The organism is Mesobacillus sp. AQ2 (assembly GCF_030122805.1).
Classification (GTDB): Bacteria; Bacillota; Bacilli; order Bacillales; family Cytobacillaceae; genus Mesobacillus; species Mesobacillus oceanisediminis_A.
In genome coordinates, this window is the sequence record NZ_CP126080.1 from 4,652,773 (window position 1) to 4,666,801 (window position 14,029).

The 14,029-nt window shown below is 46.3% G+C and carries 14 protein-coding genes; 4 read left to right on the forward strand and 10 right to left on the reverse strand.

From position 1 onward, the window contains the following. Nucleotides 1-77 precede the first annotated feature (77 nt). Nucleotides 78-230, forward strand: coding sequence for a DUF1540 domain-containing protein (locus tag QNH36_RS23210; protein WP_102264619.1), 153 nt, complete (start codon nucleotides 78-80; stop codon nucleotides 228-230). A 195-nt stretch (nucleotides 231-425) separates the two neighbouring features. Here QNH36_RS23210 and QNH36_RS23215 read toward each other — a convergent pair whose 3' ends face one another. The 3 genes from QNH36_RS23215 to speE all read right to left on the reverse strand — a co-directional run bounded on the left by QNH36_RS23215 (nucleotide 426) and on the right by speE (nucleotide 4,019). Next, nucleotides 426-1,745, reverse strand: coding sequence for a short-chain fatty acid transporter (locus QNH36_RS23215; RefSeq protein WP_144479207.1), 1,320 nt, complete (start codon nucleotides 1,743-1,745; stop codon nucleotides 426-428). Nucleotides 1,746-2,242: 497 nt separating this feature from the next. Beyond that, the gene (gene speB / locus QNH36_RS23220; RefSeq protein ID WP_144479209.1) at nucleotides 2,243-3,115 is read right to left on the reverse strand and encodes an agmatinase; all 873 of its coding nucleotides are present in this window, start codon (nucleotides 3,113-3,115) and stop codon (nucleotides 2,243-2,245) included. Between the two features lie 76 nt (nucleotides 3,116-3,191). Then, nucleotides 3,192-4,019, reverse strand: a complete 828-nt coding sequence (speE, locus tag QNH36_RS23225) for a spermidine synthase (protein WP_251542545.1) — start codon at nucleotides 4,017-4,019, stop codon at nucleotides 3,192-3,194. 258 nt (nucleotides 4,020-4,277) lie between these two features. On the opposite strand from speE, the gene QNH36_RS23230 reads away from it, so the two are divergent. After that, nucleotides 4,278-6,341, forward strand: coding sequence for a transglycosylase domain-containing protein (locus tag QNH36_RS23230; protein ID WP_144479213.1), 2,064 nt, complete (start codon nucleotides 4,278-4,280; stop codon nucleotides 6,339-6,341). Between the two features lie 182 nt (nucleotides 6,342-6,523). Here the strand turns inward: QNH36_RS23230 and QNH36_RS23235 are convergent, their stop codons facing one another. Together QNH36_RS23235 and QNH36_RS23240 are read right to left on the reverse strand one after the other, a co-directional pair. Beyond that, complete coding sequence (locus QNH36_RS23235) at nucleotides 6,524-7,036, reverse strand: YwhD family protein (protein WP_283904374.1); 513 nt, start codon at nucleotides 7,034-7,036, stop codon at nucleotides 6,524-6,526. A 12-nt stretch (nucleotides 7,037-7,048) separates the two neighbouring features. Further along, entirely contained in the window at nucleotides 7,049-7,636 is a 588-nt protein-coding gene (locus QNH36_RS23240; protein WP_283905460.1) for a site-2 protease family protein, read from the reverse strand. Between the two features lie 178 nt (nucleotides 7,637-7,814). On the opposite strand from QNH36_RS23240, the gene QNH36_RS23245 reads away from it, so the two are divergent. Next, nucleotides 7,815-8,027 carry a 2-hydroxymuconate tautomerase gene (locus tag QNH36_RS23245; protein WP_349654853.1) on the forward strand — a complete coding sequence of 71 codons (213 nt, stop codon included), beginning with the start codon at nucleotides 7,815-7,817 and terminating at the stop codon, nucleotides 8,025-8,027. Nucleotides 8,028-8,343: 316 nt separating this feature from the next. Here the strand turns inward: QNH36_RS23245 and QNH36_RS23250 are convergent, their stop codons facing one another. The 3 genes from QNH36_RS23250 to QNH36_RS23260 form a co-directional block, all read right to left on the reverse strand. Next, nucleotides 8,344-8,859 carry a YwgA family protein gene (locus QNH36_RS23250; protein WP_251542540.1) on the reverse strand — a complete coding sequence of 172 codons (516 nt, stop codon included), beginning with the start codon at nucleotides 8,857-8,859 and terminating at the stop codon, nucleotides 8,344-8,346. Nucleotides 8,860-8,877: 18 nt separating this feature from the next. Further along, nucleotides 8,878-10,194, reverse strand: a complete 1,317-nt coding sequence (locus tag QNH36_RS23255) for an HD domain-containing protein (RefSeq protein WP_144479221.1) — start codon at nucleotides 10,192-10,194, stop codon at nucleotides 8,878-8,880. A 228-nt stretch (nucleotides 10,195-10,422) separates the two neighbouring features. After that, on the reverse strand, nucleotides 10,423-10,644 hold the full coding sequence (locus tag QNH36_RS23260) for a YuzB family protein (protein ID WP_079506214.1): 222 nt from the start codon (nucleotides 10,642-10,644) through the stop codon (nucleotides 10,423-10,425). A 333-nt stretch (nucleotides 10,645-10,977) separates the two neighbouring features. On the opposite strand from QNH36_RS23260, the gene QNH36_RS23265 reads away from it, so the two are divergent. Further along, the gene (locus QNH36_RS23265; protein ID WP_144479223.1) at nucleotides 10,978-11,838 is read left to right on the forward strand and encodes an RsfA family transcriptional regulator; all 861 of its coding nucleotides are present in this window, start codon (nucleotides 10,978-10,980) and stop codon (nucleotides 11,836-11,838) included. A gap of 113 nt (nucleotides 11,839-11,951) precedes the next feature. On the opposite strand, the gene lipL is transcribed toward QNH36_RS23265, so the two are convergent. Then, complete coding sequence (gene lipL, locus QNH36_RS23270) at nucleotides 11,952-12,788, reverse strand: octanoyl-[GcvH]:protein N-octanoyltransferase (RefSeq protein WP_144479225.1); 837 nt, start codon at nucleotides 12,786-12,788, stop codon at nucleotides 11,952-11,954. A gap of 129 nt (nucleotides 12,789-12,917) precedes the next feature. Then, the gene (gene pta / locus QNH36_RS23275; protein WP_283904375.1) at nucleotides 12,918-13,895 is read right to left on the reverse strand and encodes a phosphate acetyltransferase; all 978 of its coding nucleotides are present in this window, start codon (nucleotides 13,893-13,895) and stop codon (nucleotides 12,918-12,920) included. Between the last annotated feature and the right edge of the window lie 134 nt (nucleotides 13,896-14,029).

The following is a 14,029-nucleotide window of genomic DNA, read 5'->3' on the forward strand; positions in this document are numbered from 1 at the left end:
AATGGAATACCCTGATAGGATTAACTCTGCTGAAAAGCGGGTATTGATTATCAAAACCTTTTAAGGAGGTGGCCTTCATGAAAATTGAAGTTAAATGCGAAGTAGAAAACTGCAAATACTGGGCTGAAGGCGACAAATGTGTTGCTGATTCAATCCTTGTCGTTGCGAATTCAGGAAAACAGGCACTAAATGAACGCGAAACCATTTGTGATACATTCGAAAAGATGTAAGAATGTGAAAAACCGGCTGGCGAAATGCCTGCCGGTTTTATCATGTTCAGGGAATCCAGTGATATCCCTCATTATCCCGCGAAAACTAGCCTCGATTCCGCGAAAAATACCCCCCTATCCCGCGAAAGTCTCCCCTAATTCCGCCAAAAACAACCCCGATCCCGCGAACTGGAAAAAACTCGAGATTTTTACCAGTTAGAAAAATAGCATTCCAGCTGAAATGACAACTCCTGAAACAACCAGCATGAGGACACAGTATCCCATGATATCTTTTGCCTTCAAACCGGCAATTGCCAGTGCTGGCAGTGCCCAGAACGGCTGGATCAGGTTGGTCCATGCATCACCCCAGGCAACAGCCATCGCCGTTTTTGGGATCGAAACACCAAGAGTCTGTGCTGCGTCAAGCATGACAGGCGCCTGGACTGCCCATTGTCCTCCGCCAGACGGTACAAAGAAGTTGACTAGTCCCGCGCTCAGGAAGGTGAAGAACGGGAAGGTGAATTCATTCGAAATCGACACGAAGCCTTCCGACATGACCGCTGCCAGGCCAGAAGCTGTCATCATACCCATGATCCCCGCGTAGAAAGGGAATTGGATGATGATTCCGCTTGCCCCTTTTACCGCATTCACCACCGCGTCAAGGAATCGCTTTGGCGTTCCATGGAACAGGATTCCGAGGAATAGGAACAAGAAGTTAACTATATCGAGATTTAGCTTGAATCCGTTTGTTGCAAAATAGTAAAACAGGAAAACAAGGCCCATTATTCCAATCAATAAAGAAATGATTCTGCTGTTTTCCAGTTTTTCTGCAGGTGTCATCGCTCCCTGCTCAATTGCCGCTGCCTGAACATCCGCTTCAAGCAATACAGGATCGACCATCACTGTTTGATCCTTAGATGGCATCATCATTCGGTTAACTACCGGCAAGACGATAAGCAAGATTAAGATAATCAAAAGATTGAAGCCTGCAAAAATCGTCTGGTCAGTCGGGATGATTCCAATCAGATCCTGGGAGAAGTGCCCCTCCGTCGCAATCGTCAGCGGAATCGAACCAGAGATGCCGCCATGCCAGACGATGAAGCCCCCGTAAGCGCTTGCAATTAACAGTCTGTAGTCGACATTTTGAATCTTTTTCGCCAGCTCTTTCGCGAATAGAGCACCTATGACCAGACCAAATCCCCAGTTGATCAAGCTTGCGATCATTGAAACGACCGTGACGATCACAATCGCCTGCCCCGGCGATTTCGCCAGCGATGCCAGCGCACCCAATCCTTTTTTAAAGATATTGCTGCTCGCGAGAACATGCCCTGTCACAAGCACGAGCACCATCTGCATCGAGAACGTCAGCAGGCTCCAGAAGCCGCCGCCCCAATGCTGGGCCATTTGATAAGGACCACTGTCAGTAAAAATAAGGCCCAATCCAAATACAACAAAAGTTAGGATAATGACAAAAAGAAATGGATCAGGCAAATACCGCTGCATCAGGCGGTTGAAAAAAGAAACCAACATTTTCATCCTTATTACCTCCTTTTTAGTAGTTACCTTCATAAATACTATATTTTCTATACATTTCGGAATATTCCTTCTTTTAATACCAACTATTAATACTTGGTTTTTAAAAAATCCCTATACAAGACTGTTGATTTTCGTTCCAGGCGCTTCGCTTTCCGCTGGAAGAATATGAAAAAGACCAACTGCCGTCTTTTTCATAAACAATTCTTCCTTGGGGCTGGCGCTGAGCCTCCTCGTCGCTTTGCTGCTGCGGGGTGCAAATGATCCCTCACGCGAATCATTTCACCTAGGTCTCACCTGACCAGACACACCCGCAGGACACTGAATGGGCTTCCTCGAGTTTGCCCACGCACGATGGAAATGCGTTAGCATTTTCGGAGGAGTCTACTCGCCTTCCACTACAATCAACAAGGTTTAAAAATCAACCTTCAGCTTTTAATAGAGCCGTAAATAACCATAAAAAAATGCCCCCTCAATAAAGGGAGCATTGCTTAACTTTCTTATTTTACAAATCCAAGCAGCATTTCACGTATGATTTTGCTAGCTGTGTTTGCGGTCATTTCGGATGTATCGTAGATTGGCGCTACTTCCACAAGGTCGGCTCCTACTACATTGACTTCAGAGTTTGCGATCGCATGGATGGAAGCCAGCAGTTCCTTGGAAGTGATGCCGCCAGCGTCAACCGTTCCTGTTCCAGGAGCGTGAGCCGGGTCAAGAACATCGATATCGATCGTCACATAAACCGGACGCTCAGCAAGCTTCGGCAATACTTCCTTCAACGGTTCAAGAACCTCAAACTTAGAAATATGCATGCCCACTTCCTTGGCCCATTCGAATTCTTCCTTCATCCCTGAACGGATCCCGAATGAATAAACATTCTTCGGTCCGATGTGCTCAGCGATCTTACGGATTGGCGTGGAGTGTGACAATGGCTCGCCCTCATAATGCTCACGCAGGTCAGTGTGTGCATCAAAGTGAATGATGGCAAGGTCTTCATACTTTTTCGCGAATGCCTTCATGACCGGCCATGACACGAGGTGCTCGCCGCCCATTCCAAGCGGGAATTTTTCCTCAGCCAAAAGCTTGTCCACGTACTCCTCGATTAAATCAAGGCTCTTCTGGGCATTACCGAATGGCAGCGGGATGTCTCCTGCATCGAAGTAGTTAAGGTCTGCCATCTCGCGGTCAAGATACGGGCTGTATTCTTCAAGGCCGATCGATACCTCACGGATGCGGGTCGGGCCGAAACGTGAACCCGGACGGTAGCTGACAGTCCAGTCCATTGGCATTCCGTAAAGGACAGCCTTGCTTTCTCCATAGTTTGAATGGCTGCCGATAAACACATTGCCAGAATAGGCTTCATCAAAACGCATTGCAAACACCTCTTTTTAAAAATATTTTTACAGTAAAACGGCCCCCGGGAAACCGGGAAGCCGATTGAGATTTTGATTATTTTACAAGGTCGCCAACAAATTTAGGCAAGACGAAAGCTGCTTTGTGAAGCTCTTTCGTGTAGTACTTTGTTTCGATGTCGTGGAAACGCTCCTCGCCCACTTCAAGCGGATCGTGCTTCTTGGATCCAAGTGTGAATGCCCACATTCCGCTTGGGTATGTCGGGATATTCGCCACATAAAGGCGAGTGATCGGAAAGATTTCCTTTACATCCTTTTGAACGTTGCGGATCAGGTCAGCCTTGAACCATGGGTTGTCAGACTGGGCAACGAAAATTCCGTCTTCCTTCAGTGCCTTTGAAATTCCAGCGTAAAAGCCTTTTGTGAAAAGGTTCACCGCAGGGCCAACTGGTTCAGTCGAGTCAACCATGATGACATCATACTGGTTGTCGCTTTCGGCGATATGCATGAAGCCGTCGCCAACCTGGACATCGACGCGCGGGTCGTCCAGCTTGCCTGCGATTTCAGGCAGGTATTTCTTTGAGTACTCGATGACTTTCCCATCGATATCGACAAGAGTCGCCTTTTTCACGCTTGGGTGCTTAAGCACTTCACGGATGACACCGCCGTCGCCGCCGCCTACTACCAATACCTGCTCAGGGTTCGGGTGTGTGAACAACGGAATATGCGCAACCATTTCGTGGTAAACGAACTCATCTTTTACAGAAGTCATAACCATGTCATCAAGCAGAAGCATATTGCCCCACTCTTCTGTTTCAACCATGTCAAGCTTCTGGAATTCTGTCTGTTCTGTATGTAACGTCTTGTTCACTTTCATTGTAATACCAAAGTTTTCTGTCTGCTTTTCTGTAAACCAAAGACCCATTTTTCTTCCTTCCTTTCGGCAAAAAAATTTTCCGTTATGTTGCGGCGAATTTTTCATGGTGGGAGCCACTGACCAAATTTTATATGAATCAAGCATTGCGCTTACATTTATTTGTTATACTTCCCCAACATCACGAATACAAACATCAGAAAAAGTATAGTTGAATCTAGCAAAAATGCAAGCAAAATTTGATTCTATGTTTAAAAACAGCTGTTTTTTTTCATACTGATACTATCTATCTTTTTAGGGGGAAGCAGTATGGAGCTGATGACCGACCAGCGGTTTCGCAAAACAATCAAATATTTGCGTGCTTTGATCTTTTTCGGGCTTGCGGGGCTTGCATTGGCGATGATCGTCTATTTTTCGCTGATCGGCTATGCGAAAATCCAGGGTCCGCCCCCTCTCGCCGTGCCGCAATCGACCTTGTTATTTTCAAACGATGGGACGGTAATCGGCGAAAGCCATTCGGGACAGAAGCGCTATTGGGTGGCGCTCAAGGATATCTCGCCCCATTTGATCAATGCGACGGTTTCGATAGAGGATAAGACCTTTTTTACCCATAACGGGTTTGATTATAAGCGAATTGCAGGTGCCGCAATTGCGGATATGAAGGCAATGTCCAAAGTCCAGGGCGCGAGCACGATCACACAGCAGTATGCAAGGAACCTTTTCCTCGAGCATGATAAGACATGGTCACGGAAAGCGACCGAGGCGCTCTACACCTTGCGCCTTGAGATGAATTATTCCAAAGATGAGATTCTCGAAGGCTATCTGAATACGATTTATTACGGCCACGGAGCATACGGCGTCCAGGCAGCGAGCCTTTATTATTTTGGCAAGGATGCAAAGGATTTATCCCTGGCGGAAGCTTCCATGCTTGCAGGGATTCCGAAAGGACCAAGCATCTACTCGCCTTTTTCATCTATGGAAAAAGCAAAGCAGCGTCAGCAGACGATTTTAAATACAATGAAATCCAATGGGTATATCACAGAGCTTGCCGCGCAAAAAGCAGGCACGGAAAAGCTGAAGCTTGTCGGTGAGCACCAGCATAACCGGATTGGCACGGCACCTTACTTCCAGGATGCTGTTCAAAATGCACTCCGGAACTCGTTGAATTTTGATGACCGGACGATTTCACTCGGCGGTTTGAGGGTTTACACAACACTTGACCTTGAGCAGCAGGAAGTGGCCGAAAAATCGATCAGCAAAATGATCGCGACTGATTCAGAAATCCAGGCAGGATTGGTGGCGATGAATCCGAAAAATGGTTATGTAAAGGCACTCGTCGGCGGCAGGGATTATAAGGTGAGCCCTTTTAACCGGGCAGTGCAGGCTGTCAGGCAGCCAGGGTCGACGATGAAGCCAATCCTGTACTATGCTGCTCTCGAGAATGGCTTCACGCCGTCGACAACGATGAAAAGCCAGTTGACGACCTTCCTGTTCGATGATGGTCGTTCGGAGTATACGCCGCATAATTTCAACAATAAATACGCTGAAGAGGATATCACAATGGCGCAGGCCCTGGCATTGTCGGATAACGTCTATGCCGTAAAAACCCATCTGTTCCTGGGCGAGGATACGCTGATCAAGACAGCGAAGCGCTTTGGAATCAAGACAGAGATGGAGAAGGTTCCCTCTCTCGCCCTGGGTACCTCAGGCGTCAGAGTCATCGAGATGGCCAATGCATACAGCATTTTAGCCAATGGCGGGAAAAAAGTAGAACCAGTCCTGATCACAAAGGTCGAAAACCATAAAGGCGAGGTCATCTATGAATATGAGGGTGAAAAGAAAGAGGTATTGAAGCCCGAACTCGCATCGGTGATGACCCATATGCTGACAGGCATCTTCGATAAAAAATTGAATGGCTATTCTTCCGTGACAGGAAGCACGCTGATCAAAAAGATGACTCGGCCATACGCAGCAAAATCAGGCACGACAGAAACGGACAGCTGGATGGTTGGCTATACCCCGCAGCTCGTGTCGGCAGTTTGGACGGGATATGACAAAGGGAAACCGATTGAGCTGACCGTGGAAAAATCCTACGCTAAAAATATCTGGATGGATTTTATGGAAAAATCGCTCGACAATGAACCTGTCAAAAAATTCAAGGCAGCCAAAGGCACGGTCGCCGTCTATGTGGATCCCGCTAACGGAAACCTCGCCTCCGATGGCTGCCCAGTTAAAAGACTTACTTGGTTCGCGGCAGGAACCGAGCCAACCGAATATTGCACAGACCATCTTGCACACGAGGAGCATAAAGAAGAAACATCTGAAATGAAGAAAGAGAAGAAGCCTTGGTACAAGCGCTGGTTCGGATTATAGAACCACATATATCAAAAGAAAAACCCCGGAAGCATAGCTCCGGGGTTTTTCTCGTCCTAGCATAAAATGTGTTTTACGCTGTTATCAGTTTACTTTTTTTATTGAAATTGAGCAAGCCAGATATTGTCACTTGCTATCAAATGTCACAATTTAGACACTTTTTTAGAATAATTATCCAATCGCTACTCTGCGGATAAATCAGTCTTCAACTTCTCTTCAGACCGCTCCCACATTCCAGGGTCATGGTTCTTCAGGAAGTCTCTGAGAATTTTCTTGGATTTTTCATCCATATGGTCGACGATGATATGGCGCTTGATTGACTTGTCGAGACGGTTCACATGTTCCGGAAGCGATTTATAGCCACGGCGGATTTCACGGTTGACGGTCATTTCACAGGCAGTGACGCCAGCGTAATATGGCCCCTCTTCCTTCCTGTCAATTGTCACCCAGACAACCCAGTATAGCTTGGCATCCGACACTTCATTGCGGTCAGGAAGGAACTTGATGCCTTTTTCAACAGCACTTCGGGCATGCATTGCACCGACTTCAACAGCTGCCTCGCCTGCATCCACGTCAATGATGACCGGTGATACATTATCAAGTGTAAGGACGCCTTTACCAAAACCCTTATGGCCATCCATAGGGTCATTTTTTATAATATTGAAGCCAATATTCTTTCCCTTTTTTTCTTCCATGAAAAATACCTCCTAGAAAAACAGATTGGATATTCCATCAGTCACAGCCGGAATCAAATAGCTGAAAATCGGCTGGATTGTATATTGGTCAAGGGGTGTGATCACCAGGATCAAGAAAATGATTGAACCGTATGCTTCGTATTGGGTCATTTTTGCCCGGATGTCCGCTGGTGCCAGGTCCTCGATGATCCGGTAGCCATCAAGCGGCGGGAACGGCAGAAGGTTGAATACGAACAGCATCGCATTCAGCCCGATAAATATATTCAGGAATTCCAGGAAAAATTCCGGAACTCCCTGGGCCAAACCGAGCGTGACAAATATGTACCAGATTGCAAAAGCCAGGAACACAAGAATAAGATTGCTTATTGGCCCGGCAACCGATACAAGCACACCGGCAAGCCTGGGATTCTTGAACATGAATCGATTGACTGGAACCGGCCTTGCCCACCCGAATCCAGCGATAAAAATCAAGATAGTCCCCAGCGGATCCAGATGCTTGATCGGATTCAAGGTCAACCGTCCCTGTCTCTGGGCAGTCGGGTCGCCAAACTTATACGCCACCCAGGCGTGCGCGAATTCATGGACCGCGAAAGCGATCATCAAAGCTGCAGCTACAAACGGAATTTGTTCTAACGAATAGGGTAAGCTCACATTCCATTCCCCTTTTATTGTCTTTTCCCTAAAGTATAACCCATTCTCGTTGGAATGTGAAAAAGACAATCTTTCACCAGACTTGCGAATTTCCGCGAATTATGAAAAACTCAATTTAGATTTACATATCTTTCATTTTAAGGAGGCAAAACAAATGCCATACGTAACAGTAAAAATGATTGAAGGCCGCACAGAGGACCAAAAGAAAGCACTAGTTGAAAAGGTAACAGACGCTGTCAGCGAAACAACAGGCGCACCAAAGGAGAAAGTCGTTGTGTTCATCGAGGAAATGGCGAAGAACCATTATGCGGTAGCTGGCAAAAGGTTAAGTGACGAATAGGACTCCTAAAAGCTCAGAGAAATCTGGGCTTTTTTCTTTTTGTGCCCGTAAACCGTGATTTTCTCGTTTTACGTGCACATGTTTCCCTTTCTTGTGACCGTGATCCACGATTTTCTCTTTTCACGGGCACATGTTTCCCTTTCTTGTGACCGTGACCTCGGCTTCTCCTTTGCACGGGCACATGTTTCCCTATTATATGGCCGCCATTTCAATTTCACACCTCTAACGGTCGCATAATACCTTTTCTTTTTTTACATAAAAAAACCGAGCACAAAACCCTATAAGGGCCCATACTCGATTCCAAGTAAAAATCTGCTTATGCTAATAATTGCTTTGACTTGCTTTTCAAACTCGCGATATAATCATAAGCCTCATCAATTTCTTCGTCTGTGTATTTCTGGCTCTTTTTCACGGTCTGGATTTTCTCGCGGACTTCGGCTTCTGGCAAGTTATCAAAATATAAAACCGTTGAAACGAGTTCAAGGAATCTTGCATTCTGGTCGTTGATGTCGGTCAGGCAGTCGCCGAGGCACGGCATCTCGATGCTGTTTTCACCGAGGAATTCCTGGCCTGCTTCTGTCAGGGTGTAGCGGTATTGATAGTAGCCGCCTTTCTTTTCCTTCACTTCGTCGAGGAAGCCCATATTGCATAGCTCTTCCACCCTAAGGGTCAGTTCTTCGGAATAGGGTCCGTAAAAATGGAACTGGAATCGTTCCTGGAATGGGAACTCCATCTTTTTGGCGATATAGATCATCTTCTGAAGCTTTTTCCTGCCGATGACTTCTCCAGAAACTGAAATGGCATGTATGATTTTAGCGTGGTCTTTTAACAAAACGAGTCAACTCCTGTATCAAATGGTCCCATTGTCTAAGTTCAGTTCAAGAATCTGTGCAATCTGCCTGATTTCAGGTCGGGCTTTTTCCCTTTCCAGGAAATCGGCAGGATAATAAAGTTTGTGGTCGGTCCTTCTTTTTCCGGAAATGGCGTCGACAATCTCTGACTCGCGTGAAAGTTCGCGGATTTCGCCGTTTTTCTTCAGCAGGTGGATTGGGAGGCGTTCTTCCTCCTCGCCAGGACGGTAAAAATCGTATGGAAGGTCTGATGATGAATCGACCACCAGGTAGTATTCAGGGTCAAGACCAGCCTGCTCGAATAACACAGAAAGCTTTGCCAGCTTCTTGTATTCTTTTGCAGGGTCGAACTCGACATATTTAAATAGATTTCGGTTATTGAAGCGGCGGCACAAATCGCTCAGGATCTGGTCCTCCTCTTCCTCCCATATCTGGAAATAATAGAGGAACACGGCTTCATCCAATTTTAAATAGTCTTGCAAAGTCATGCGGTCCTCAAAGATTGAGTAAAAATGGTGCGGTTTATGTTTAAATGTGTAGTTTTGCTCATGAAGGTGTTTGGCACGGTGCAGGATTTTCGTCAGGATGACCTCGGCACTCCTTGTCACTGGGTGGAAATAAACTTGCCAATACATCTGGTAGCGGCTCATTATGTAGTCCTCGACCGCATGCATCCCGCTCTGTTTGATGACGACCTGGTCCTCGCGCGGGCGCATGACGCGCAAAATCCGTTCCATATCAAAATGTCCGTAGCTGACCCCGGTAAAATAAGCATCCCTTTGCAGGTAATCCATCCGGTCGGCATCAATCTGGCTCGAAATCAGGCTGATGACAAGCTTATTCTCATAGGTTTTTTCGATCACTTCAGCAACCTTCTTCGGGAAATCTGCGGCAACCTTTGAAAGCACCTGATTCACTTCTGTATCGCCAAGGATGATTTCCCTTGTGAAATCCTCATGATCAAGGTCGAATACCTTCTCGAACGAGTGCGAAAACGGTCCATGGCCAAGGTCATGAAGCAGGGCGGCGCATAACGATAGCAGGCGCTCTCCTTCATTCCATTCAGGGCGGGATGCGAACGCATTGTCAACGATCCGCCGGGTGATTTCATAGACTCCCAGTGAATGGTTGAAGCGGCTGTGTTCAGCTCCGTGGAAGGTCAGGTACGTTGTGCCGAGCTGCTTGATCCTTCTCAGGCGCTGGAATTCCTTTGTCCCGATCAAATCCCAGATGACACGGTCACGGACATGGACATACCGGTGTACTGGATCTTTGAATACTTTTTCTTCAAGTAATTTTTCTTCCGAATATTCCATCGTTCTCCTTCTTCCTGATTAGCTTGTTTTTATTATAGCCTGTTTCATTCGTCAAATCATCTCGATTTTCTGCATTTTTTTACAAAAATTGCATACTGTTATTAAAATCCTATTCCCTTCATTCCAATATTCCCGGATGTATAAACTAGTTTGCAAGTTTGCGCGGGAAAAAAAATCACCTCTAAACGGTGGTTTAAAGGTGATTTATCTATTTTATAAGGAAAAAGTTTATTTAAGCTTCTTTTGCACTTTTTCCATGAGCTCTTCCTCAGACAGTGCAGCGACTGGCCGATTGTTGACGAATGCGAAAGTCTTCTTCCTGCCTGGTCCGCAGTAGGACTGGCAGCCGATGTCAACTGTTGCTTCAGGATCAAGCTGCTTGAGCTTCGGTATCAATGTTTTAAGGTTTACGGCCTGACAATCGTCGCAAACACGGAATTCGTTTGCCATTTAGGACAACCCTTTCTTTAAAAACTGTCCAGCTGCGCCGCCCCTCCAAGTGCCTTAGCAGGAATCCGGATTGCTGTCCCGATCCAGCTTTGCTTTATGGCTGACAAGGCGGTTGCGCTTTTCTTTAAGACTAAAGCGTATTTTACCTCTAATTGGACTTGAATGCAAGCTGTTGAACAGGCCCACTTGCTTATCTATCTATATGGAAAACACGTATTTCCCGCAAAAAATCTACTATCCTCCAATTATACGATGTATAAGGTTTCCAATTTCAGGACAAGATTGAAATAGAAGTTTCAATAGTTAACCAAAGTAAAAGGGAGTTGAAGAAGAATGAAAACACGCCAGGATGCCTGGACAGATGAAAATGATTTATTGCTGGCTGAAACCGTGCTCCGCCATGTAAGAGAAGGCAGCACCCAATTGAATGCTTTTGAAGAGGTGGGCGACAAGCTCGACCGTACTTCCGCTGCCTGCGGATTCCGCTGGAACGCCGTTGTGAGGCATAACTATGAAAAAGCCTTGCAGCTTGCCAAAAAGCAGCGTAAACAGAGACAGAGAATCCTAGGAAAAGATCAGGGCGGCAAGAAAAAACTGCTATACAACCCGCCGGTTCCAACATTGGATGAAAGTTTGACAGGATCGTTGCCAGCAGAAGAACTAACTGAAATGGCCCAGCCTACCTTCGACCTATCCGTTCTTGAACAAGATGATAAACAGATCGATGCTGCACTCATGGCAGAAATGCAAGAATTAGTGAACAAGGAGAACGCGCAAAAGGATTACTCAGTGGAAACGGCTGAAGAAGTGTCCGAAATGCCGGTCCAGGCTGTACAAACACGAGTAACCCATACGGCACCTGTCCGTCACACTGTCCCGCCAACCGGCCTGACAATGGGACATGTCATCGCCTATCTGCAAAGCCTGAACGGCTCATCGCTGCAGGTTGATATTTATAAGAGCGAGAATGAAAGATTGAAGCGTGAAATCCATAGTTTAAGAAAACACAATGAAGAACTGCAGCAAAAAATCAACAGGCTTGAGGAAAATACGAACACCATGCAGGAAGATTACGAAACACTCATGAAAATCATGAACCGCGCCCGCAAGCTTGCCCTGTTTGAAGAAGAAGAGCGTCCGGCAACCAAATTCAAGATGGACCGCAATGGCAATCTCGAAAAAGTAGCCGAATAGATATCTAGTTATAAAATAAATAGATAATAGATGGAGAAGGAGACTTTGGCAGCTGCCCCCTCTTATGTTTTTTAAAAAAAGCCGGAAATCACAGATTTCCGGCTTTCATTGCATTAATCCAGGAATTTTTCATTCCGTTCGATGACACGATTATAATAATGATCAAAAAGCCCAATCTCGTCTCCGTTCAAATATCCTGAAGTGAGCTCGTTGCTGTTGGCATGCAGGAATGTCAAAAACCGCAGCATAACATCCTGAATGGTCAGCTCAATCCCGAATAATTCGGACAAGGAGGCCATGACCTCTGGCTGGACTTCCGGATAGGTGAATTTCGTGATCTCCCCTTTTTTGGCGCGATCGTAAAATCCACGGATCAATTCAGCCCTCTGGCTGCCGCTTCCCGTCACACAAAGATAGATTTGCACAGCTACCCCTTTTTTCAGGCGGCGTTGCGAGATGCCAGCGAATTTTTTACCGGCGATGCTCAAATCATAGCTTCCAGGACAATAGGAAGCAGAAATTTCCCTTGCCTCAATCTTTTTATTGAAGTCAGCGAACATCTCCTTGATCAATAACCACATAGCATCATAGCCGCGATTGATGTCAATCCCTTTTTCCTTTTCAGGTAAAATGAGTGAAAGATTCAGGACACCTTCGTCCAGCACGACAGCAAGTCCGCCTGAATTGCGGACGATATACTGATAGCCCTGCTCCTCGAGGTAGTCGAGACCTTCCTGGAGATGAGGAAGCCTTGTATCCTGGATTCCGAGGACAACTGTGTCATGATGGACCCATGCCCTTGCAGTTGCCGGTGACTGTCCTTTGCCGACCGATTCGCATAATGTATCATCCGTCCCGAATGACTGCAGGGCATGAAATTGCGTGCCGAGCGCCGACTGGTCGATCAATCTCCATTTATCCTGACGCAGTAAATTAAGCGCCTCATCCATCGTGGTTTCCTCTTTTCTATCTCTAGCTTTTTCGTTGATATTATAGCATATCTGGGCCGGCAGCTAATACGATAGCCGATTTAAAAAAGCCGATCGAAAAGTTCCGACCGGCTCAGAAATTCATTATTTTTACTTCGTAAGTGCCTGTGCTGCCGTTATGAGCGCAAGCTTGTACACGTCTTCTTCGCTGCAGCCGCGGGACAGGTCGTTTACCGGACGGTTCAAGCCCTGCAAAATTGGTCCAACTGCTTCGAATCCTCCTAAGCGCTGAGCAATCTTATAGCCGATATTCCCTGCTTCAAGGCTTGGGAATACGAAAACATTCGCATTGCCCATGATCACTGAATCGGGAGCTTTCTTTTCAGCAACAGATGGAACGAAAGCTGCATCGAATTGGAACTCTCCGTCAACGATTAATAATGGGTCGCGAAGCTTGGCTTCTTCGACTGCTTTGGACACTCTTTCAGTCTCAGGAGAAACAGCTGAGCCTTTTGTGGAGAAGCTAAGCATGGCCACGCGCGGCTCTACATCGAACATTCTTGCTGTCTTTGCACTTTCGACCGCGATTTCAGCAAGGTCCTGGCTGTCGGGAGCGATATTGATCGCGCAGTCAGCGAAGACATACTTCTCATCTTCACGTACCATAATGAAGACACCGGAGGTTTTGCGTACGCCTTCCTTCGTCTTGATGATCTGCAATGCCGGTCTTACTGTGTCCGCAGTCGAGTGTGCCGCACCGCTTACAAGACCGTCTGCTTTGTTCGAATACACGAGCATCGTACCGAAGTAGTTTTCATCGAGAAGGATTTTGCGCGCCTGCTCTTCTGTTGCTTTTCCTTTCCTTCTCTCAACGAATGCAGCGACAAGCTCATCCATCATCGCGAAGTTGACAGGATCATAAATTTCTGCCGCATCCAACGATACACCCATATCAGCAGCTTTCGCCTGAATCTGTTCAATATTACCTACTAAAATTGGTGTTAATACTCCGTCTGCAGCCAGTCTTCCCGCTGCAGCAAGAATCCGTTCGTCGAGGCCTTCCGGAAACACGATCCGTAAATTTTGTCCGCTTAATTTGGCTTTTAAGCCTTCAAATAAATCACTCATGCTGACTCCTCCTTTTATCTATACTTATAGCATACTTTACCAGTCCTAAAATTCAAGAATGTTACCGTTTACAGCCCTGAAGTCTTTTTATTGAAAATTTTCAAGCATGTTTTTCCTGCCCCTTTTACTATTTG